The organism is Nocardia exalbida NBRC 100660, from assembly GCF_000308575.1.
Taxonomy (GTDB): domain Bacteria; phylum Actinomycetota; class Actinomycetes; order Mycobacteriales; family Mycobacteriaceae; genus Nocardia; species Nocardia exalbida.
In genome coordinates, this window is the sequence record NZ_BAFZ01000048.1 from 55587 (window position 1) to 76922 (window position 21336).

Annotated in this window: 24 protein-coding genes; 12 read left to right on the forward strand and 12 right to left on the reverse strand. The window is 68.1% G+C overall.

The features are described from left to right. The first annotated feature begins 75 nt into the window (after positions 1–75). From ON29_RS10750 to ON29_RS10755, 3 genes are all read left to right on the forward strand, one after another. Complete coding sequence (locus tag ON29_RS10750; protein WP_040866054.1) at positions 76–960, forward strand: SPFH domain-containing protein; 885 nt, start codon at positions 76–78, stop codon at positions 958–960. A gap of 12 nt (positions 961–972) precedes the next feature. Continuing rightward, entirely contained in the window at positions 973–1131 is a 159-nt protein-coding gene (locus ON29_RS36385; RefSeq protein ID WP_168434213.1) for a type II toxin-antitoxin system antitoxin, read from the forward strand. Positions 1132–1248: 117 nt separating this feature from the next. Beyond that, a complete protein-coding gene (locus ON29_RS10755; RefSeq protein ID WP_157172735.1) occupies positions 1249–1557 on the forward strand; it encodes a hypothetical protein in 309 nt (102 codons plus the stop codon). On the opposite strand, the gene ON29_RS10760 is transcribed toward ON29_RS10755, so the two are convergent. After that, the gene (locus tag ON29_RS10760; RefSeq protein WP_040866055.1) at positions 1535–2386 is read right to left on the reverse strand and encodes a class I SAM-dependent methyltransferase; all 852 of its coding nucleotides are present in this window, start codon (positions 2384–2386) and stop codon (positions 1535–1537) included. The two genes, ON29_RS10755 and ON29_RS10760, sit on opposite strands and share 23 nt — an antisense overlap. A 240-nt stretch (positions 2387–2626) precedes the next feature. On the opposite strand from ON29_RS10760, the gene rpsA reads away from it, so the two are divergent. Beyond that, the gene (gene rpsA, locus ON29_RS10765; protein ID WP_040866056.1) at positions 2627–4093 is read left to right on the forward strand and encodes a 30S ribosomal protein S1; all 1467 of its coding nucleotides are present in this window, start codon (positions 2627–2629) and stop codon (positions 4091–4093) included. A 70-nt stretch (positions 4094–4163) separates the two neighbouring features. On the opposite strand, the gene ON29_RS10770 is transcribed toward rpsA, so the two are convergent. Next, positions 4164–4703 carry a hypothetical protein gene (locus ON29_RS10770; RefSeq protein ID WP_040866057.1) on the reverse strand — a complete coding sequence of 180 codons (540 nt, stop codon included), beginning with the start codon at positions 4701–4703 and terminating at the stop codon, positions 4164–4166. Positions 4704–4815: 112 nt separating this feature from the next. Further along, positions 4816–5493 (reverse strand): NAD(P)-dependent oxidoreductase, encoded by a 678-nt coding sequence (locus ON29_RS10775; protein ID WP_040866100.1) that lies wholly within the window; start codon positions 5491–5493, stop codon positions 4816–4818. Positions 5494–5578: 85 nt separating this feature from the next. Here ON29_RS10775 and ON29_RS10780 point away from each other — a divergent pair, with 85 nt between their 5' ends. Beyond that, positions 5579–6310 carry a TetR/AcrR family transcriptional regulator gene (locus ON29_RS10780; protein WP_040866058.1) on the forward strand — a complete coding sequence of 244 codons (732 nt, stop codon included), beginning with the start codon at positions 5579–5581 and terminating at the stop codon, positions 6308–6310. A gap of 20 nt (positions 6311–6330) precedes the next feature. Here ON29_RS10780 and ON29_RS10785 read toward each other — a convergent pair whose 3' ends face one another. Continuing rightward, positions 6331–6927, reverse strand: a complete 597-nt coding sequence (locus ON29_RS10785) for a TetR/AcrR family transcriptional regulator (protein WP_040866059.1) — start codon at positions 6925–6927, stop codon at positions 6331–6333. Positions 6928–7018: 91 nt separating this feature from the next. On the opposite strand from ON29_RS10785, the gene ON29_RS10790 reads away from it, so the two are divergent. Next, positions 7019–7351, forward strand: coding sequence for a hypothetical protein (locus ON29_RS10790; RefSeq protein WP_040866101.1), 333 nt, complete (start codon positions 7019–7021; stop codon positions 7349–7351). A 106-nt stretch (positions 7352–7457) separates the two neighbouring features. On the opposite strand, the gene ON29_RS37450 is transcribed toward ON29_RS10790, so the two are convergent. From ON29_RS37450 to ON29_RS35740, 3 genes are read right to left on the reverse strand one after another with little or no spacing between them, the layout of a single operon-like run. Continuing rightward, positions 7458–7994: an MFS transporter gene (locus ON29_RS37450; protein WP_083863354.1), complete on the reverse strand. Its 537-nt coding sequence runs from the start codon at positions 7992–7994 to the stop codon at positions 7458–7460. Beyond that, positions 7937–8635 carry an MFS transporter gene (locus ON29_RS37455; RefSeq protein ID WP_281032524.1) on the reverse strand — a complete coding sequence of 233 codons (699 nt, stop codon included), beginning with the start codon at positions 8633–8635 and terminating at the stop codon, positions 7937–7939. Before ON29_RS37455 ends, ON29_RS37450 begins: the two co-directional genes overlap by 58 nt. Positions 8636–8685: 50 nt before the next feature. After that, on the reverse strand, positions 8686–8889 hold the full coding sequence (locus ON29_RS35740) for a hypothetical protein (RefSeq protein WP_157172737.1): 204 nt from the start codon (positions 8887–8889) through the stop codon (positions 8686–8688). A gap of 105 nt (positions 8890–8994) precedes the next feature. Here ON29_RS35740 and ON29_RS10800 point away from each other — a divergent pair, with 105 nt between their 5' ends. Together ON29_RS10800 and coaE are read left to right on the forward strand one after the other, a co-directional pair. Next, entirely contained in the window at positions 8995–9417 is a 423-nt protein-coding gene (locus tag ON29_RS10800) for a MarR family winged helix-turn-helix transcriptional regulator (RefSeq protein WP_040866060.1), read from the forward strand. A gap of 1027 nt (positions 9418–10444) precedes the next feature. Then, the gene (gene coaE / locus ON29_RS10805; protein WP_040866061.1) at positions 10445–11656 is read left to right on the forward strand and encodes a dephospho-CoA kinase; all 1212 of its coding nucleotides are present in this window, start codon (positions 10445–10447) and stop codon (positions 11654–11656) included. A 46-nt stretch (positions 11657–11702) separates the two neighbouring features. On the opposite strand, the gene ON29_RS10810 is transcribed toward coaE, so the two are convergent. Beyond that, positions 11703–12227, reverse strand: a complete 525-nt coding sequence (locus ON29_RS10810; RefSeq protein WP_040866062.1) for a ribonuclease FAU-1 family protein — start codon at positions 12225–12227, stop codon at positions 11703–11705. A 56-nt stretch (positions 12228–12283) separates the two neighbouring features. Then, positions 12284–12934, reverse strand: coding sequence for a ribonuclease FAU-1 family protein (locus ON29_RS10815; RefSeq protein ID WP_040866063.1), 651 nt, complete (start codon positions 12932–12934; stop codon positions 12284–12286). Positions 12935–13434: 500 nt separating this feature from the next. Here ON29_RS10815 and uvrB point away from each other — a divergent pair, with 500 nt between their 5' ends. Continuing rightward, complete coding sequence (gene uvrB, locus ON29_RS10820; RefSeq protein ID WP_040866064.1) at positions 13435–15624, forward strand: excinuclease ABC subunit UvrB; 2190 nt, start codon at positions 13435–13437, stop codon at positions 15622–15624. Positions 15625–15689: 65 nt separating this feature from the next. Here the strand turns inward: uvrB and ON29_RS10825 are convergent, their stop codons facing one another. Further along, entirely contained in the window at positions 15690–16160 is a 471-nt protein-coding gene (locus ON29_RS10825; protein ID WP_040866102.1) for a VOC family protein, read from the reverse strand. 52 nt (positions 16161–16212) lie between these two features. On the opposite strand from ON29_RS10825, the gene ON29_RS10830 reads away from it, so the two are divergent. The 3 genes from ON29_RS10830 (at position 16213) to ON29_RS10840 (ending at position 18494) form a co-directional block, all read left to right on the forward strand. After that, positions 16213–17112, forward strand: a complete 900-nt coding sequence (locus tag ON29_RS10830) for an AraC family transcriptional regulator (RefSeq protein ID WP_083863357.1) — start codon at positions 16213–16215, stop codon at positions 17110–17112. A gap of 28 nt (positions 17113–17140) precedes the next feature. Continuing rightward, the gene (locus tag ON29_RS10835; protein WP_040866065.1) at positions 17141–17554 is read left to right on the forward strand and encodes a DoxX family protein; all 414 of its coding nucleotides are present in this window, start codon (positions 17141–17143) and stop codon (positions 17552–17554) included. A 487-nt stretch (positions 17555–18041) separates the two neighbouring features. Beyond that, positions 18042–18494, forward strand: a complete 453-nt coding sequence (locus tag ON29_RS10840) for a universal stress protein (protein WP_040866066.1) — start codon at positions 18042–18044, stop codon at positions 18492–18494. 85 nt (positions 18495–18579) lie between these two features. Here ON29_RS10840 and ON29_RS10845 read toward each other — a convergent pair whose 3' ends face one another. Both ON29_RS10845 and ON29_RS10850 read right to left on the reverse strand, forming a co-directional pair. Beyond that, positions 18580–20877, reverse strand: a complete 2298-nt coding sequence (locus tag ON29_RS10845) for a HelD family protein (protein WP_040866104.1) — start codon at positions 20875–20877, stop codon at positions 18580–18582. A 120-nt stretch (positions 20878–20997) separates the two neighbouring features. Beyond that, on the reverse strand, positions 20998–21333 hold the full coding sequence (locus ON29_RS10850; RefSeq protein ID WP_040866067.1) for an antibiotic biosynthesis monooxygenase family protein: 336 nt from the start codon (positions 21331–21333) through the stop codon (positions 20998–21000). Positions 21334–21336: the final 3 nt, after the last annotated feature.

A 21336-nucleotide genomic window follows, 5' to 3' on the forward strand; every position in this document is an offset into this window, starting at 1 on the left:
CCCGCCGCCGCGCCTGGTGTGGCGCGGCGGCGCCATGCTATCTTCGTGATATCACTTTGATATTCGGAGGATGTCATGCAGTTTCGACCCGCGTTCCACGTCAACGGTTTCCTGGTGCTGCTGGGATGGTTCGTGCTCACCCTCTTGTTCGGCGGCGCGGCGGTGCTCGGCTTCGTCGTGGGCGCCCGGCACGACAACGCCTTCGCCGTGGCCGGCGCGGTGGCCGCGATCGTCGTGGTCGTCGTCTTGCTGCTGGCGGCGACCGGCTTGACCGTGGTGAACCCGAACGAGGCCAAAGTGGTGCAATTCTTCGGCCGCTACATCGGCTCGGTGAGCGAGCCGGGTTTCTTCTCGGTGCTCCCGCTGACCGATCGCAAGAGCATCTCGCTGCGCGTGCGGAACTTCGAGACCCAGAAGCTCAAGGTCAACGATGCCGACGGCAACCCGGTGGAAATCGCCGCGGTGGTCGTCTACCGGGTGGTGGACAGCTTCAAGGCCGCCTTCGCCGTCGACGACTACGAGGAGTACGTCGAGACCCAGTCCGAGGCCGCCGTCCGGCACCTCGCCACGACGCATCCCTACGACGCGCACGAAGCGGACCGCACCAGCCTGCGCGACGGCGCCGAAGTGGCCGAGGAGCTGACCGTCGAACTGCGTGACCGCACCGAGATGGCGGGTATCGAAGTCCTGGAGGCGCGGATCACCCACCTCGCCTACGCGCCCGAGATCGCCCAGGCCATGCTGGTGCGCCAGCAGGCCGCCCAGGTGGTCGCCGCGCGAACCCGGATCGTCGAGGGCGCCGTCGGCATGGTCGGCTTGGCGCTGGAGCGGCTCGCCCAGCAGGGCGTGGTGGAACTGGACGAGGAACGCAAGGCGGCGATGGTGTCGAACCTGCTCGTCGTGCTGTGCGGTGATCGCGCCACCCAGCCCGTCGTCAACGCCGGTTCGCTGTACTCGTGAGGCGGGCGGCCCATGGCTGAGCGCAAGAAACTGCTGCTACGCCTGGACCCGGCCGTCCACGACGCCATCGCGAAGTGGGCGGCCGACGACCTGCGCAGTATCAACGCCCAGATCGAGTACGCGCTGCGTCTCGCGCTGGAGCAGGCCGGGCGCAAACCGAAGTCGCAGTGACACGACCTCGATACCGATCAGAGATGGTGCCCCGGCCCCATGGCGCGAAGACTGGCTAGGTGTCAGCGACTGTCCTGCTGTCCGCACCGGAAGGGGCAATCACCGAAAGGGGCAATGATGACCACGATTGTGCACATCGACGACACCGTGCGCGACTACGACACGTGGAAGCCCGCGTTCGACGGTCTCGAGCAGTACTTCGCGGAGGCGGGAGCCCGCAACTGCCGCGTGGCGCGATTCACGCACAACCCCAATCGGGTGATCGTCGAGCTGGACTTCGACACCGCGGCGGAGGCCGAGGCCTTCCGGGACGGTTTACGCCAGCTCATCGACCAGCCGCGGACGCAGATGCTGCTGGTCAGCCACGAGGTCTCCATTCTCGAGCTGGTCGACGACCGCCGCCTCACCGTCCGGGCTTCCTCGTGACGAGGATCGCCGTGCCGGGGAACAGCTCGCCGCGCAGCGGGCTCCACTGTCCCCATTCCCGGTCGAGCCATTCCGGCCATTCCGGCTCGACGATGTCCTCCACCACCAGTCCCGCCGCGACGATCTCCCGGACCCGGTCGCCGATCGTCCGATGGTGCTCGACGTAGGTGGGCACGCCGTCGCCGTCGACCTCCACGTAAGGGGTGCGATCGAAGTACGGGATGGTGGCGGTCAGGCCCGCCGGACCCGGATCGTCCGGGAAGATCCAGCGCATCGGGTGGTTCACCGAGAAGACCCAGCGCCCGCCCGGCCGCAGCACCCGCCCGACCTCCCGCATCACCAGCGCGGAGTCGGCGACGAACGGCACGGCGCCGAACGCCGAGCAGGCCAGATCGAACGACGCGTCCGCGAACGGAAGAGCCTCGGCGTCCGCCTGCACCAGCGGCACCCGAGGGCCGCCGCGCGCCATCACCGCCAGGCCCCGCTCGAGCATGCCGCGCGACAGGTCGAGCCCGACCGGCCGCGCGCCCTGCCCGGCCAGCCAGCGAGCGCACGGCGCCGAGCCGCAGCCGATCTCCAGCACCAGCTTGCCGGTGACGTCGCCGAGGAATCGCATATCGCCCTCGTGCAGGCCCTCCGGGCACCACACGAACTCGCCGCCGGGGGAGTCCACTCCGAGGAACTCCGCGTGCGTCTCGTGGTATTGGGCGGCGTCGGCGTCCCACCACCGCCGGCTGGCCAGCTTGCTGGCCGCCGATCCGATTCGGGTCCGCGCGATGCCCGTCGTTCCGAGCAGTGCGTTTGCTTGCGCATGGCGATCTTCCGACACGCCGATCAGACTATCGGCGTGGCGACCCGACGGTTTGCCCGGCCGGACCGAGGTCGCGTACGCTGAACGCGCGAGTGTCTTCCGTACAACCGTACCGAAGTTCAACCCGTGCTGAGTTTCACGCGCGTCGCGTGCGGTACGTTCCTAAGTGTCCGTCTTCACACCTCGCGGTGAGATCGCAGCGTACCGAAAGTTCCAATGTCCGCAACCGACCACAATCCGTCCGGAGCAAACCGACATATGCCCACCACCGTCACCTCGCCGCAGGTAGCCGTCAACGACATCGGCTCCGCCGAGGATTTCCTCGCCGCCATCGACGCCACGATCAAGTACTTCAACGACGGCGACATCGTCGAAGGAACCATCGTCAAGGTCGATCGCGACGAGGTCCTGCTCGACATCGGTTACAAGACCGAAGGCGTCATCCCCTCTCGCGAACTCTCCATCAAGCACGATGTCGACCCCAATGAGGTCGTTTCCGTGGGCGATGAGGTCGAGGCCCTTGTTCTCACGAAGGAGGACAAGGAAGGCCGCCTGATCCTGTCGAAGAAGCGGGCGCAGTACGAGCGTGCGTGGGGCACCATCGAGGAGCTCAAGGAGAAGGACGAGGCCGTCAAGGGCACCGTCATCGAGGTCGTCAAGGGCGGCCTGATCCTCGACATCGGCCTGCGCGGCTTCCTGCCCGCGTCGCTGGTCGAGATGCGCCGGGTCCGCGATCTCCAGCCGTACGTCGGCAAGGAGATCGAGGCCAAGATCATCGAGCTGGACAAGAACCGCAACAACGTCGTGCTGTCCCGCCGCGCCTGGCTGGAGCAGACCCAGTCCGAGGTCCGCAGCGAGTTCCTGCACCAGCTGCAGAAGGGCCAGGTCCGCAAGGGTGTGGTCTCCTCGATCGTCAACTTCGGCGCCTTCGTCGACCTGGGCGGCGTGGACGGTCTGGTGCACGTCTCCGAGCTGTCCTGGAAGCACATCGACCACCCGTCCGAGGTCGTCGAGGTCGGCAACGAGGTCACCGTCGAGGTGCTCGACGTCGATCTGGATCGCGAGCGGGTCTCGCTGTCGCTCAAGGCGACCCAGGAAGACCCGTGGCGTCAGTTCGCCCGCACCCACGCGATCGGCCAGATCGTGCCGGGCAAGGTCACCAAGCTCGTTCCGTTCGGCGCGTTCGTCCGCGTCGAGGAGGGCATCGAGGGCCTGGTGCACATCTCCGAGCTGGCCGAGCGCCACGTCGAGGTGCCGGACCAGGTCGTGGCCGTCGGCGACGACGCGATGGTCAAGGTCATCGACATCGACCTGGAGCGTCGCCGGATCTCGCTGAGCCTCAAGCAGGCCAACGAGGACTACCACGCCGAGTTCGACCCGTCGAAGTACGGCATGGCCGACAGCTACGACGAGCAGGGCAACTACATCTTCCCCGAGGGCTTCGATCCCGACACCAACGAGTGGCTCGAGGGCTTCGACAAGCAGCGCGAAGAGTGGGAAGGCCGCTACGCCGAGGCGGAGCGTCGCCACAAGATGCACACCGCGCAGATGGAGAAGATGGCGGCCGACGCCGCGGCCGAGGCCGCGAACGGCGGCGGCGCGTCGAACTACTCCTCCGAGAGCGGTTCGCAGTCCTCCGCCAACCAGGCCGAGTCCGCCGGCGGTTCGCTGGCGAGCGACGCCCAGCTGGCGGCTCTGCGTGAGAAGCTGTCCGGCAACGCCTGATAGGCAATAGTCCGAACGACTGTGCCCCAACCGGAATCCGGTTGGGGCACAGTCGTTTCCGCTGCGGTCTTCAAACGTTCTCGCGGCGCGAGGGTTTCGTGGTGCCGCGATTGACTTGTGGCGCGTGGGCGGGCCGCCGCGCCGCCTCATGTGGCGCGACCATCTGCGCGGTGGTGAGCGCGACGACCTGAATTTGCTCCAGCCGCAACCCGAGCGAGGCCAGCCGGGCGATGACGCCCAGCCGATGCTCCGGCAATCCGGGGTGGATCACCAGCGGATCCCGCTCCGGACGACGCAACACGTAGGCCCGGCGTTCGGCGTCGAATCGCACGGGTACGCCGTCGCGGATGGCTCGGTAGGCATCCAGATCCAGCGTGCTGTGCCGGATCGGGTCGATCATCAGCGACTCGACGAATTGCTCCGCCTGCCGCAGGAACGGCTCTTGGTCCGACGGGTCCAAGTGCTCGATCCGCTGGGCCACGCGCCACCGATAATCCTCCGCGGCGTGGCGCAGCAGAGACCGGTGCCGCTCGATCTCGGCTGCGAAGGCCACGAGTTCCTCGTGGTCCAGGGCGCGTGGGTCGGGCGTCGAAGCTTGGACGTCGGGCATGGGGGCCCCTATCTCTCGGGTTGCGGATTACATTGCGTGGCAACCAGATCGACGTCCGACACTGTTTATTGTGCCGGAGGGGTCCGACAGAAACGGCGTACGGTCCGTCCGCTCAGTAGCCGACGGTGAAGCGGCGCTGCACGAAACGCGGTAGCTCGGCTTCGTCGAGGATCGCGACGGCCACGTCTTCGGCGGAGATGTCCCGGCCTCCGACCAAGAGCTGATCACCGCCGATCCGGAAGCGGCCGGTGCGCTCGCCGGGATCGATCCGCCCCGAGGAGGGGCTGAGGTAGGTCCACTTGCGGTTGGACAGCCGGTAGATGTTCAAGGCGTCGCGTAGCGCGCGTACCACCTGGGCGTACTCCGCGGGTACGTCGAGCACTTCGGTGAGGGTGCGAGTGAATTGCGCACCGGTGTCCAGCAATTGCGTGCCCGGCGTGACCTCCAAGCTGCCCGCCCCGCCCACGGCGATCAGCCGGACGCGCGGCTGCCGGTCCAGCGCGGCGACCATCGCCCGCGCGCCCACCACGAAGTTGTCGGCCGAGGCGATGGTGTCGGTGATGCCGCGCCCGGCGTTCACCGCGCTCACAACCACGTCGAGGCCGGCGATGGCGTCCGCGATGCTGCCCGCGTCCAGCCAATCGGCCACCGCCCACGTCTCCTCCCCGCGCCGGGCCGGGAAGCGCGCGGCGTCGCGCGTGAAGGCGGTGACCCGATGCCCCCGCCGCACTGCTTCGGTGACGACGCGGGAACCGATGACGCCGGTAGCCCCGAAAACCCCGATATCCACGAGCACTCCTCAACATTGTTCATTTACTACACGCCGTTCAGTTCAGATACGGCAGATAGTAGCCGAACGCTGTAGGGTGTCAACCGTGGCCGAGATCGTGAGAAGTCGCCGGGAGCGCCTGCGCGCCCAGACGCTGGAGGACATCGAGACGATCGCCATGCGGCTGCTCGCCGAGGGCGGGCCGGACGCGATCTCGTTGCGCGCCATCGCCCGTGAGATGGGCATGACGGCGGGCGCGATCTACGGCTACTTCGCCACCCGCGACGACCTGATCTCCACCCTCATCTCGAACGTGTACACCGCCCTGGTCGACCGGCTCGAAGCGGCGCGCGATGCCGTGGCGGTGGAGGATCCGGCCGGGCGCATCATGGCTTGGGCCGAGGCTGTACGCGCGTGGGCGGTGCAGCGGCCGGCCGAATTCCGGCTCATCTACGGGGATCCGGTCGCAGGCTATCGGCCCCCGCCGGGCGGACCCGCCGCCGCGGCGGAATTGCGGGCCTGCGCCGGCCTGGTCGGTCTCGCGGCCGCCGCGTGGCCCCACGCCGCGGCGACACAGGCCGCCGACGACTGCGCGTGGTCGGACTTCGACGCGGATCTGGCCGCGCATGTTCGCACCGGCTTTCCGGAGTTGCCTCCCGATGCACTCGCCCTCGCGCTGCGTATGTGGGGCCGGATGCACGGACCGATCGCGCTCGAGGTGTACGGCCATCTGCGCCCGCAATCCCAGGACCCGGCAAAGCTTTTCCGCGCCGAAATGAGCGACCTGGTCCGCTCGCTCGGGCTAGGTGAACCCGACGGTGTAGGCGGGTCCGCGTAGCCGCCGGAGCGGCCGGTGACCTAGCGGGCCTGCGGTGCCGTCGCGAGCGACTCCGGCTCGGTGGGGCCATGTGCGATGTCGTGAAAAGCGTTCCGTAGCAAAGCGATGATCCGTTGCGGCGGCGCGTCGCGCAACCCGTCGAGTTCGAGCAGGTGGCGGCCGATCACCACCCCGATGGTCAGGGCTCCGAGCAATCCGGCGCGCAGGTCCGCCTCGTCGTCGGCGAGCTGCCCCGCCGCTTCGCGCTGGCGCGCGGTCATGGCCGCGCGCACCTCGTCGGCAGCCTCCGGGACGGTGAGCATCGAGCGGATCGCCGCCAGCGTGTTGATCGGCCGGTCGGCGAGTTTGATGGCGAGCGCGTCGAGCAGGAGCTCGGCCACCTGCTCCGGCGTACCGGTGATCGGGTGGTCGTCGGCGAAGACCGCGACGCGCGCGAACAGATTCTCCTTGGACCCGAAATAGCGCATCACCAGGCTGGGATCGGTGTCCGCCTCCGTCGCGACGGCACGGATGGTCGTCCGGTCGTAACCGATCTCCGCGAACAGCCGGCCCGCCGCCGCCAGGATCCGGTTCTCGGTGTTCCGGCGTTGCTGAGCGCGCGTGGGGGTCGAATCCATGAATTCAGTCTACGTCTGTTGACTCAATAGCCGCGCGGCGGTAGGTTTCGGTCTACAACTGTTGACTGAACTGGAAAGTGAGGTGGTTCCGATGTGGTCCACCGTCGCCCTGTCGCTGGTCGCCGGGATCCTCGGGGTGAACGCCGTTCCGCACTTCGTGAAAGGCATGATGGGGGAGGAGTTCCCGAACGTGACGGGTAACGCGCCGGTCCGCAACGCCGTGGCCGGATTCCTCGGACTGCTGCTGACGGCGATGATCGCGTCCTGGGCCGACCTGCCGAGTCATCCCTGGGCCGGCGCTGTGGGGATCGGCCTGGGCGGCCTGAGCATGGCGATCTTCCACGGCCTCGGCGGGGCCTACCGGCTCAACACCGCGCTGGGTCTGCCGAATCCTCCTCGTCAGCTGCACTCGACGGTGGCGTGATCCGAGATTCACGCCGGTGGTGGACCTTCGACGAGGCCTCCCGTGGCTGCCTCGTCGTCGGTCTCTCCGCCCTTCGGCGATCATTCGGCGCCTCGAGGGCGCGGGGTCACCGAGTCGGCGCCGGGGAGGTACCGGCTCCGGCTGTGATGCCGACTCCGACGAGCACCGCCGCCAGGGCGAGAATCGCCGAACCGGCTTCGAACGCGAGCCGGAAACCCTGAGTGAGGGCGGCCTCGACGGGCGTCCCCGACGCCAGCGACGCGGTACTCCGGTGGATCGCGAGGGTGCTGAGCAACCCCAGTCCGAAAGCGCCCCCGAGTTGTTGAGTGGTGGTCACCAGTCCGGAGGCCAAGCCGGTGATGTCCTCGTGGGTTTCGCCGACAGCGGCGATGGTGATCGATACGAACGCCAAGCCCATGCCGAATCCGGCCGCCAGCATGCCCGGCAGTAGCTCCAGGTATCCGTCGGTCGATGACAGGCGCGACAGCGCGAGCATGCCCAGGCCGCAGGCAACCATGGCGGTGGTCAGTACCGTGCGGACGCCCAGGCGCGGGGTCAGGGTCGCCGAGGTCGCGAAGCCCGCGATCACCAACGCGCAGAACGGCAGCCACGCCGCGCCGGTGCGAGCCGGGGTGTAGTGCATGACCTGCTGCAGATGAGGGTGAGGAAGAACAGCATCGACAGGATCGCCGAGCAGAACATGACATTGGCCGTATTGGCGACGGCGCGATCGCGATCACGGAAGAACGACAGGGGTACCAGCGGTGATTCGTGGCGCCGTTCGCGCACGACGAACGCGATCAACAGCAGCAGGCCGCCACCCAGGCGCAACGCCGTCGTCGGCCAGGCGGCCCGGCCGCTGTCGATCAGCCCGAGGTCGAAGGCCGCGACAGCACCGGTGATCAGGGCCGCGCCGAGCCCATCGACGCGCGGCCCGCCTCCGGTCGTGCGTGCCTCCGAGGTGACCAGCCGGGGGATCGCGACCAGCGCGACCAGCGCGATCGGCACATTGATCAAGAAGCACCAGCGCCAGCTCGCGTACTGGGTGATGACGCCGGAGAGCACCACGCCGAGCGTGGCGGCCAGGCCGCCGAGACCGGCCCAGATACCCAGGGCGCGACTGCGTGCTCGCGGATCGGTGAACAACCCCGCGACGATGCTGAGCGCCGCCGGACTGGCGAGCGCGCCGCCGATGCCCTGCCCCGCACGGCTCGCGATGAGCATGACCTCGTTCTGGGCGAGACCTGTTGTCAGGGAAGAGGCCGCGAAGACGGTAACGCCCACGAGGAAGACTTGTCCGCCGCCGAACAGATCGGCGCACCGGCCGCCGAGGATCAAAAACCCCCGAACAGCGGGAGGTAGGCGTTGACGACCCAGGTCAGCGCGCTCTCGGACATGCCGAGCGAGCGCTGGATCGTGGGCAGCGCGACGTTCACCACGGTGTCGTCGAGATTCAGCATCATCTGGACCGTGCACAGCAGGGTCAACGCCGAATAGGCCGTCGGCATCGTGCGCGGCGCGATAGTCGGAGCGGTCATACTGTCCTCTTATTGGTGGTGTACCACTAATGTCTGCGCCATCATGGCATCGGCACATACTGGTGGTCAACCACCAATTGTTTCGGTTCTGGGTAGGCTGGGCGAGTGAGCGAACCCCGGGAGACGCCGAGCACGGCGGAGTTGGTCGACGTGCTGCAGCGTGCGGTCGGCTTGGTGCGCACGCATTTCGCCGCCGCCACAGCGCGTTTGGGGGTGACTCCGGCGCAGGCGAAAGCCTTGGGGCGATTGGCGACGCCACTGACACCGAAGGATCTGTCCCTCCAGCTGGGTGCCGACCTGTCGAATACCGCGAGCGTGGTGGATCGCCTGGAGGCGCTGGGCCTGGTGCGCAAGGAGATTCACCCGTCCGATCGCCGTGCGCGCCTGCTGACGCTCACCGACCGGGGGGAGGAGCTGCGGAAAACGCTCGACCGGGAGGTGTTCGGCGACGTTCCCGCGCTGGCCGTGCTCGACGAGGCGGAGCGCAAGCAGCTGTACGGGCTGCTGCGACGTGTGACAACCGGCTGAGCCGGTCGGTCTGGGCGCCGCTGGGCGGTCACTGGAGGAGGGGCGCCGCTGCGTCCGGCCGCCGAGTGGTGAGGAAACGGTCTCGGATCGGTGACCGTGTCCAGGAATTTGCCGTCATCGGTGTATCCCGGGCTCCCCGACGACTCGGCGGCTCGGGCTCGTATGGGGTATGCGAAACATGGCACATCGAAATGGCGGACGGCGATGCCGCTGTTTCGCGGTCTTTCGCGCAGTGCCGCGATTAGCGAGAAAATCGTCCTGGGGGTGCGGGAACTATCTCGCCCGCGGCGATTGTCGTCCGAAATGGAATCGAGCGCCCGCGTAGTCCGGCCACCGCGGCGGTACCCCGCGTGCTCGTCGCTCGGTCATGAGAATTCTTCGGTGAAATTCTGCCGGTCGACGAACGGTGATGCCGGACGGTGCGCCGCTTCATTCCCGACCGTGCTCCGGGCGCGCAAAACAGTGGCCCAGCCTTGGCGAGAGGCTGGGCCACTTCGAACTCGGGTTCAGCTTGCGGTAGCAGGTACCCACCGGACCGCGGGTGCGGCCGGACGGTTCCGCATGGCAGCGAAACTGTGCCGCGCGGGACTGATGAACGCGGTGAACCAAGAGCGGCGGTGCTCGGCGAGCGCCGCCGCGACAGCAGGGATGTGAATGCAGTGCACTCGCCCCGCCATGCCCAGGCGGTGGCGACCCGTCTGGTTGATTCTGGTGCCCAATGGTGTTCCTTTGCTTCGCTGGTGTCGGCCTGGATCGCCACGGCGAAGATTAGCGGAACGAAACTGCGGGGCAGAGTATTTTGCCCGAGTAATTGCCTCGGCGTGTCGGAAAGTCGCCGCGGCCGAACCGTAAACTTCCGGAATTGTTGCGAATCGGTCTCGGCGCAGTCACGGATCGGGCAAATAGCACCACCGGTGGTGGAATGCGCAAGCCCACCGGGTGATCGACCGGATCCACCGTTCCCGCGGGTCGGGACCCGATCGGGGCGGCGGATGCCCGCGCGCGGGCCGGATGCGAGACTGGTCGAATGTTACGAATCGGCCTCACCGGAGGCATGGGCGCGGGGAAGTCGACGGTGGCTCGGGCACTCGCCGACCTGGGCGCGGTGGTCATCGACTCCGACCTGATCGCCCGGGAGGTGGTCGAACCGGGCACCGAGGGGCTGGCCGCTCTGGTCGAGGCGTTCGGTGCCGACATTCTCGCCGCGGACGGCAGCCTCGACCGGCCTGCCCTGGCGGCCAAGGCCTTCGGTGACGACGCGGCGCGCGCGAAACTGAATTCGATCACCCACCCGCTCGTGGGAAAGCGCACCGCGGAATTGATCGCGGCCGCGTCCGCGGACGCCATTGTGGTGCAGGATATTCCGCTTCTGGTGGAAAACGGCCTTGCGCCGCTGATGAATCTCGTGCTCATCGTCGACGTCGACGCCGAAACACGTATTCGCCGCCTGGTGGAATTCCGTGGTGTGGCGGAAGCCGATGCGCGGGCGCGTATCTCGGCGCAGGCCACCGATGAACAACGCCGAGCCGTTGCCGATGTGTTGCTGGATAACAGTGGCGCACCCGGTGTCGTCGAGGCCGAGGTGCGCAGGCTGTGGGCCGAGCGGTTGGTGCCGTTCGAGCGCAACCTGCGTGCCGGGACACCCGCGCGCCGTGACGGCATCCGGCTCGTGCCCGCCGATCCGGCCTGGCCCGCGCAGGCGCAGCGGCTGATCGCCCGGCTGTGGGTCGCCTGCGGCAGCGCCGCGTCACGCATCGACCACGTCGGGTCCACCTCGATACCGGGGATGCCCGCCAAGGACGTGATCGATCTACAGATCACGGTCGCCGATCTGGCCGCCGCCGACGGTTTGCGCGACGCCCTCGGCGCGGCCGGATTCCCGGTACGGCCGGAGACCACCCAGGACAATCCCAAGCCGACACCGCAGGACCCGGCGGGCGTCGATGCCGCGCTGTGGACCAAACGTTTCCACCAGAACGCCGACCCGGGCCGGCTGGCCAACGTGCACGTGCGCGCCGAGGGATCACCCGGGCAGCAGTACGCGCTGCTGCTGCGGGATTGGCTGCGCGCGGACGACGAGGCGCGCGCGGAGTACCTCGCCGTCAAGCGCGAGGGCGAAGCCGAAGCCGCCGGGCTGACGGGCGCGGAGGCGACCGCCGCCTACCTCGGCGTCAAGGAACCGTGGTTCGACGCCGCCTATGCGAGGGCTCTCGCTTGGCGGGACACGTCGGCGCCCTAGGCCCCGACGAGCGTCCGAACCGGCGCCGGCAGCGTCCCGCAGGGGGCTACAGCCAGGTCAAGGTGATGTCCATGGTCTCCAGCCAGCCCTCGAAGGTGTGGCCGTTGGCGGCGATGCCGTCGATGGCGGCGGTCGCGTGCTGCACGGCGGCCTCGGCGTCGGTGAGGGTGATCAGCCCGGCCGCGTGCGCGGCGATCAGCTCGTCGACGTCGAGCAGCTGGGTATCGCGCGAGGAGCGCACGATGATGTCGAGATAGTGATCGACGGCCTTCCACTTCTTCGGGGCGACCGCCGTGAAATCACCGACGTCGAGGTAGTAGTCCTGGTCGCGCCGATGCGCCGGGAGGTAGTGGAAGACCGTCGCGCGCAGGTGCAGCTTCGGCAGCAGCCAGGACTCGATGTAGTGGAACTGCGGATGGTCCGACGTGCGCGCCATGTACAGGCCCCACGGCTCGACGCGGTACTTCTCGACCGGGCGCACGAAGCCTTTCGGATCCGTGTTCGTCAGATCCGCGATGTTGAAGTACTCGACCTTCGGGCGGTGCACGTCGACGATAGGTGCCTGCGTCATGCATCAAGAATCTACCGTCGCTCTCGACCCGTCGAGTCGATGGAGTGATCGGCGGGCTACATCCAGGTGAGCGTGATGCCGTGGGTGGCCAGCCACTGCTCCACGCAGTGATCGTGCGCGGCCAGCCCGTCCAGCACCGCCGTGGCCCGCTCGAACGCTCGGTGCGCCTGTGCGGTGTCGACAAGCCCGGCGGCATGCGCGGCAAGCAGCTCGTCGACCCCGAGGAGTTCCGCGGTGTGGCGCGGGCGCACGGCGATGTCGAGGTAGTGGTCGACGGCCTTCCAGCGCTTCGGGCCGACCCGGGTGAACTCTCCGATGTCGAGGCGATAGACGCGTTCGCGATGGTGTGCCGGGTTGGTCCGCGTCAGCGTCGCGCGCAAGGAGAGTCCCGGCAGCAACCAGGATTCGAGGTAGTGCGAATCCGGTCCGGCGACCGGCCGCGCCATGTACAGGCCCCACGGCTCGACGTGGAAACGCTCGACCGGGCGGACGAAGCCCTTCGCGTCGGTATTGGTGAGTTCGGCCAGATTGAAGAATTCCACCCTGGGCCGGTGCGGCGCCGGGGCGGCCGCGGCGAGTGGCCCCGGTGGGGCGGCCGTGGCGCCGCCGCCGACGGAGGGAACCACCGCGCGGATGTCTCTGGCGACGTACCCGGCGAGGCCGGTCACGGCCGGCACGGCGACGAGCAATGGAATCAGACCGCTCATGGCTCTTGTCCTCACGTCCGAACAACCAGATCAGGTTACACCTGGGGCGGGGCCACCGCGCGGTTCGAGATAAGCTGTTCTCGAACACGAAACCTATTGCGGCAACGGACATTTCGGACATGTAACCGAATGCGCCGAGCGGGCTCGGCGCGGCTGTGAGGCCGCCGGCGCGCCGGCGGCCACGCGTCTGCTTCCGGTAACCCCGTGCCACCGTGAGTGATCGGGAGTACGTCCGCAGCGTTTCGTCGAAAATGGTTGGTACGACCCGAGATCGGTGTACCCACGACGCGCAGTCGCGTATCGCTTTGTTTCGGGGTGGCGCCAGGGTTTCCGGGTAGGCGCGGACTCGTCCCCGGCTCTCGCGTCCGGCGGCCGGTGGGTCGCCGTCCACTCCGAGTGTGACCGGCTTCACATGGTGGGTTCGGTCCAGTGAAATCCCGGAATCGGGCCCGCCCGCCACCCCGGGAAAGCTGTCGGTGGGTGGGCCTACGCTGGTGAGCATGGCATTCGCAACCGAGATTCCGGCGGAGGGCTTCGAGGACAGGGCGGCCGAGCAGCCGCTCGCGCACTCGGAGTTCCGCCCCGTCGGCGAGATCGAGCGCGTCGGCGGCCGGTTCGAGGTGGTCAGCGAGCACCAGCCAGCGGGAGACCAGCCCGCCGCGATCGCCGAATTGGAGCGCAGGATCAAAGCCGGGGAGCGCGACGTGGTGCTGCTCGGCGCCACCGGTACCGGAAAGTCGGCCACCACGGCCTGGCTGATCGAGCGGTTGCAGCGGCCCGCGCTGGTGATGGCGCCGAACAAGACGCTCGCCGCCCAGCTGGCCAATGAACTGCGCGAGATGCTCCCGCACAACGCCGTCGAGTACTTCGTCTCCTATTACGACTACTACCAACCCGAGGCGTACATCGCGCAGACCGACACCTACATCGAGAAGGACAGCTCGATCAACGACGATGTCGAGCGGCTGCGCCATTCGGCGACATCCAGCCTGCTGTCCCGGCGCGATGTGGTGGTGGTCGCGTCGGTGTCGTGCATCTACGGCCTCGGCACGCCGCAGTCGTATCTCGATCGGTCGGTGCAACTGCAGGTCGGCACCGAGATCGACCGGGACGCGCTGCTGCGGCTGCTGGTCGACGTGCAGTACACCCGCAACGACATGGCGTTCACCCGGGGCTCGTTCCGGGTGCGCGGCGACACCGTGGAGATCATCCCGTCCTACGAGGAGCTGGCCGTCCGCATCGAGTTCTTCGGTGACGAGATAGAAGCGCTGTACTACCTGCACCCGCTCACCGGTGACGTGGTCCGCCAGGTGGACATGCTGCGGATCTTCCCCGCCACCCACTACGTGGCCGGGCCGGATCGGATGGAGCGCGCGGTGCGCGACATCGAGGCCGAACTCGAGGATCGGCTCGCCGAGCTGGAACGCCAGGGCAAATTGCTCGAGGCGCAGCGACTGCGCATGCGCACCCAGTACGACCTGGAGATGATCCGTCAGGTCGGGTTCTGCTCCGGCATCGAGAACTATTCGCGTCACATCGACGGCCGCCCGGCCGGTTCGGCGCCCGCGACGCTGCTGGACTACTTCCCGGAGGACTTCCTGCTCGTCATCGACGAGTCGCACAACACCGTTCCGCAGATCGGCGGTATGTACGAAGGTGACATGTCGCGCAAGCGCAACCTGGTGGAATACGGCTTCCGGCTGCCCTCCGCGGTGGACAATCGGCCGCTGACCTGGGAGGAATTCGCCGATCGGATCGGGCAGACGGTCTACCTGTCGGCCACCCCCGGCCCCTACGAGCTCGGGCAGACCGGCGGTGAGGTGGTCGAGCAGGTCATCCGGCCGACCGGCTTGGTCGACCCCAGGGTGGTGGTGAAGCCGACGAAGGGCCAGATCGACGATCTGATCCACGAGATCCGGCAACGCACCGAGCGCGACGAGCGCGTCCTGGTCACCACGCTCACGAAGAAGATGGCCGAAGATCTCACCGATTACCTGCTCGGGCTGGGGGTCCGCGTGCGCTACCTGCACTCCGAGATCGACACCTTGCGCCGGGTCGAGCTGCTGCGGCAGCTGCGACTCGGCGAATACGACGTGCTCGTGGGCATCAACCTGCTGCGCGAGGGCCTGGACCTGCCCGAGGTGTCGCTGGTGGCGATTCTCGACGCCGACAAGGAAGGATTCCTGCGCAGCACCACCGCGCTGATCCAGACGATCGGCCGCGCGGCGCGCAACGTCTCCGGCGAAGTGCACATGTACGCGGACAAGATCACCGACTCCATGCAGTTCGCCATCGAGGAGACCGAGCGCCGCCGCGCGAAACAGGTCGCCTACAACGAAGAGATGGGCATCGATCCGCAGCCGCTGCGCAAGAAGATCGCCGACATCCTCGACCAGGTGTACCGGGAGGCCGACGAGACCGAGGTGGAGGTCGGCGGCTCCGGCCGCAATGCCAGCCGCGGCAGGCGTGCGCAAGGCGAGCCAGGACGAGCGGTGAGCGCGGGCGTGTACGAGGGCCGCGACGTCAAGTCGATGCCACGCGCCGAACTCGCCGATCTGGTCAAAGAACTGACGGCGCAGATGATGAACGCCGCGCGCGAGTTGCAGTTCGAGCTCGCCGGACGTCTGCGCGACGAGATCGCGGATCTGAAGAAGGAACTGCGCGGCATGGACGCCGCCGGATTGAGTTGACCCGGATCGCAGCGGCGCTGCCTCCGCGGGCCGTTCGCCGGACAACCGCGGAGGCAGCCGAGCCGTCAGGACTGGGTGGCCATCCATTCGTTCACCCGGCGCTCGGCCTCTTCGCGCGAGACGTCCTCGACCTTGGTGAGCACCGCCCAGCGGTGGCCGAAGGGATCGATGACCACGGCGAACCGATCGCCGGTGACAAAGGTCTGCGGCTCCTCGACGCTGCGGGCGCCGTGTTCGACGGCGCGCCGCACGACCGCGTCGACGTCCGGGCAGTAGTGCACGATCGAGGTGTGCACCCACTCGCCGTTCGGTGCCAGGACGCCGTTGTCGGGAATGGGCATCCCCATCTGCAGGGTCGAATCGCCGATCTTCAGTTCCGCGTGCGCCGGCTGACCATCGGGCAGGTCGTTGCGAGTGATCACCTCGGCCTCGAAGACGGCGGTGTAGAAATCGATCGCTTTGTTGCCGTCGCCGACCGCGAGAAAACAGGTGATCGAGTGGTAGCCGTCGGCGATGGGATTCACTGTGTTCGTCATGCCCACCACTTTCGCCGGTCGCGGCCGGTGGGTCTTGTAAGAAAGCGACACCGTGGCGCCTAGTGCCGAACCCGCCGCCGAGCCGCCGCAGGCCCGCAACCCCGCCGCGCCCACCGACACCAAGGGGATCTTGCATCCCGACGAGCAGGCGAAGCATCGCTCCCTGCTCCGCTTGCCGCCGAGCCCGGCGGTGGACCGCTACGTCGAGTGGTACTGGGCGGTGCAGTGGGATCTGCGCGGAAGGCCGCCGTACCGAGCCGAGGTGCTGTCCTACCCGAGCGTGAACCTCACCTTCGAACGGTCCGAGACGCGCACCGGTGGATTCGTCAACGGCGTGGTCACGACGAAATTCATTCGGGAACTCAGCGGGCAGGGGGAGACGTTCGGGATCCGTTTCCGCGCGGGCGGGTTCGGCGCGTTCACCGGCCTCGATGTCGGCTCGTTCCGCGACCGCGCCGTGCCCATCGGCGACGTGCTGCCCGACGCCGCGAGCCTGACCGAGCAGGTGTTCGACGCGCCGACCGCCGAGCGGCGCCGCCTTGTGGTCGAGAACTACCTCGCGGACCATCCCGTCGTGGCGGACCATACGTATCACTTGGTGCTGCGCATCGTCGACGCCATGGCCACCGACCAGGAGCTGACCAGGGTCGATCAGATCGCCGAGCGATTCGATGTGCCCGCCCGTACCTTGCAGCGCATGTTCCGCCGGTACGTCGGTGCGGGTCCGAAATGGGTGCTACGGCGCTACCGGTTGCAGGACGGGGCCGATCTGCTGGCGAGGGGCCGTACCGAAGATCTCGCGGCGTTGGCCGCGGAACTCGGTTATTTCGACCAGGCGCACTTCTCGCGTGAGTTCACCGCGGAAGTGGGTATGGCCCCCCTCGAATACGCCAAGAATTCGCTACGCTTCCGCAACGAGGTCACCGCGAAGGTCGTACGGACGCGGGATTAGTTGCCGGACTGCCGACGAGGAGCCGGACATGGACGTCGTGGTGTTGATCGGACGAGTGTTGTTCACGGTGCTGTTCCTGACTTCCGCCGTCGGGCACTTCACCCGGACCGAGGCGATGGCCGGGTACGCCCAGAGCAAGGGTGTCCCGATGGCGAAGGCCGCCGTGCTCGGCTCGGGCCTGCTGTTCGCCCTCGGCGGCCTGAGCGTGCTGCTGGGTGTCTGGGCCGACCTCGGTGCACTGCTGCTCGCTCTCGCGCTGCTGCCCACCGCCGTGGTGATGCACCGGTTCTGGCAGGAGACCGACGAGGAGACCAAGCAGAGCGAGTTGATCAGTTTCAGCAAGGACGTGGCTCTGGCGGGCGCCGCCCTGATGTTGTTCGCGTTCTTCGCACACGTCGACGAACTCGGATTGACCATCACCGGGCCCCTTTTCGACCTCTAGTCCCGCCCCTGCGCGCTAATTTTGCGCATCGTTTTCAGCGCAGGAAGAGGAAGCCTTGGACCGCATAGGAGCGATTCTCGGCATATTCTGGGCAAACGATCGGCAGTGGCCTTGGCCGCACGGTAGTCCGGTTCCCATCGGCCTGTTCCCGGCGCGTGATTCACGTGCCGGACAGGCCGGTCTTCCTGTGACGGACCTGGCTCTGTGATGAATATCCCAGGGCCGCAAAACGGTTCGACGCGGTTGTGGCACCTCACAGGTTTAGTTCCCCGGAATTGAGTCTGCCCTGGTTGCTCAGGCCCTTCCGGCATTCCCTGGCGAATCCGCGGCGGGAATGGCCGAACACCCCGAGTGTGATGTCTTGCGATTTCTGATATTTCCGCCCGGTTTGCCGCTATGGTCGAGCCCAGTCGCCGCGCCGGCGTCCCGGTCGAACCGGGACGAATCCGCGCGCGGCACCTGACCCACCGCATAGTTGGAGGAGAGAATGACCGCCTACCGGACCATTGTCGTCGGTACCGATGGCTCGGACTCGTCGTATGTCGCCGTCGAGAAGGCAGGGGCCCTGGCCGGTGTGTCCGGCGCGACCCTGGTCATCGCCTGCGCGTACTACCCGACCGACGACCGCGATGTCGCGGCCGCGGCCGACGTGCTGAAGGAAGAGGCCTACCAGGTACGCGGTTCCGCGCCGACCAACGAGATCCTGCGCATCGCCCGCGACAAGGCGATCGCGGCGGGTGCGGCCGACATCGTCGAGCGCGCGATCGTCGGCGAGCCGGTGGAATCGCTGCTCGCGCTGATGAAGGAGGTCGACGCCGACCTGTTGGTCGTCGGTAACCGGGGCCTGAACACCCTGGCCGGGCGGCTGCTCGGCTCGGTGCCCTCCGACGTGGCGCGCAAGTCCCGCTCCGACGTGCTGATCGTGCACACCGTGCGCTGAGTCTCGCGACGATCGAAAGGCTCCGTGTCCATCGCGAATCGCGATGTGGCGCGGAGCCTTTCTCGTTCCGAGGTCCGGGCGCCAATCAGCGCAGCCGGGCGAGCACGCCGGGCAGGTCCGCACCGTGCACCACGCCGAGCCGCTGGGTGGCGCGCGTCAGCGCGACGTACAGATCGTTGAGCCCGCGGGGCGATTCGCCGAGGATGTCCCGCGGTTCCACCAGGTAGACCGCGTCGAACTCCAAGCCCTTCACCTCCTGCACGGTCAGCACCCGCACCGACTCGCCCGCGAGATCGGCCAACTCCGCCACCAGAGCCTGCGGCGCGATCACCGCCGTGGTGCCCGGCCCCGTCTCGGTGGCGACCAGCCGAGCCACCTCCGCGTGCACCTCGCCGGGCGCGACCCGGTACGCACGCGGCGCGACGCCGCTCTCGCGGACCGAACGCGGCGCGGTCGCCGCCGGATCGATGGCGGCGAGGACGTCGGCCGCGACGTCCATGATCTCGGCGGGGGTGCGGTAGTTGACGGTGAGTTCGGTCAGCTTCCACCGGGACGCGACGTAGGGCTCCAGCATCCGCTGCCAGGAGGACGCGCCCGCCGGGTCGCCGGTCTGGGCGACGTCCCCGACCACGGTGACCCACCGGTTCGGGATGCGCCGCATCACCATGCGCCACGCCATCTCCGACAGCTCCTGCGCCTCGTCCACGATCACGTGACCGTAGGTCCAGGTGCGATCGCCCGCAGCGCGCTCCGCGGTCGTCTGGCGGGAGCGGGTGTCCTGTCGTTCGGCCAACTGGCTCGCGTCGATCAGGTCGTAGGCCATGAGGATCTCGGGATCGAGATCGTCCTCGAGATCCTGCGGGGCGGAGCCGGTGAGGATGTCGAGGGCGTCCTGCGCCTCGGCGATCCGGGCGCGCCAGCGGCGACGGGCGCGCTCGCGTTCCTCGGTGTCGTCTACGCCGAGCAGCTCGGCCAGCTCGTCCAGCAGCGGCGCGTCGGCGGCGCTGAACCGCCCGTCGTCCGGTCGCAGCAGTTCGGCGCGGTCGGCCGGGTCCAGCGAGCTCGCGGCCCGGTCCAGCCGCTTCGGGTCGGCGAGCAGGTCGGCCAGCACGTCCTGCGGGGACAGGATCGGCCAGAGTTTCGCGATGGCGGCCTGGATCTGCGGATCGGCCCGCATCTCGTCGCGGATCTCGGTGAGGTCGGCCGAGCTGAGCAGGCTGGGGCCGCCGGAGAGATCGGAGCCCATGGTCTCGGCCAGTTGATCGGTCAGCGCGTCGATCACCGAGGCGGCGAAGATCGGCCGGGCCAGGTTGTGCGGGCGACGAGAGGACCGGGCGCGGCCGCGGGCCATGGTGGCGATCCTGCGATCCAGCGTGACCGGATAGCCGTCGAAGCTGAGCCGGACGGGTTCGGCGGGCACTTCCTGGCGGTCGCGCACCGCCTGCTTGAGCACCTCCAGGATCGTCAGCGAGCCCTTGATCTCGCCGGCGCGCAGCGAGTCCTCGCGGGCCGCTCGCACGCCCGGATACAGATCGCCGATGGTGGAAAGCAGCACGCCGGTCTCGCCGAGCGACGGCAGCACCTGGCCGATGTAGTCCAGGAAGGTGGCGTTCGGTCCGATGATCAGCACGCCGCTCTTGGCCAGCTGCTGACGGTAGGTGTAGAGCAGATACGCCGCGCGATGCAGCGCGACGGCGGTCTTGCCGGTGCCGGGCCCGCCCTGCACGACGAGCACGCTCTTGTGCTCGGAGCGGATGATCGCGTCCTGCTCATGCTGGATGGTCTCGACGATGTCGTTCATGTGACCGGTGCGCGCGGCGTTGAGCGCGGACAGCAGCGCGCTCTCGCTGCCGACACCGCCGTCGGCGTCGGTGACTCCGGCCCGGCGCGCGGCCTCCAGATCGAGGTACTCGTCGTTGATCGCGGTGACCTTGCGATTGCGCGAGCGGATGTGCCTGCGCCGGGTCACACCGTCCGGCGCCGCGGTGGTGGCCAGGTAGAACGGACGAGCCAGCGGGGCGCGCCAGTCCAGCAGCAGGCTCTCGTAGTCGTCCTTCTCGTCGAGGATGCCGAGCCTGCCGATGTAGCGGTACTCCTCCTGCTCTCCGTCGAGGTCTATGCGGCCGAAACACAGGCCGTGCTCGGCGGCATCATATTTCGCCAGGTCCTCGGTGTAGAGCTGGCTGAAGGACTCTCGTTCGCTGCGCGCTTGCGGGGTGCCCCCGGTCTCCAGCAGCACCGTGCGCAACCGGTTGTTCGCATAGTCGCGCATCTCGTCCAGCCGCTCGTACAACACCGACAGATACGCCTGTTCCCGGTCGGTCTCGCGGGTCCGCTCGGGGGTGCCGTCGTGGGCGGCACGGTCCTGAGTGAGGTCGGGCAAACTGAACTCCTTGTCACCGCGAACAGGCGCGCGCACGCAACCCGGGCCGGGCAGGTGAACACGCGGAAAGCAGAGTTGTCGAGTTTACCGGGGCGGCGGCGGGCTCGCCGCAACCGCAGGTCAGCGCCCTGGCTGCGCAGTGGGGCACGGGTGGTGGTCCGGGGTGAGCGGTACCGGCGTGAAGTGCTCGACCACCGGGAACGGGTCGTAGAAGTGGTGTAGCAGGTCCTTCCAACGCTGATATTCCGGCGAGCCGCGGAATCCGACGACGTGATCGTCGAGCCGGTCCCATTCCACCCGGAGCAGGTAGCTGCCCGGCGACTCCACACCGCGCGACAGCGACAGCGAACGGAAGCCGGGCATGCTCGCGATGATCGGCCGCGCCGCGGCGAAAGCGGCCTCGAAATCGGCCGCACGCTCGGGGCGCACCGGCAGCAGGGCGTGTTCGATGATCATGCG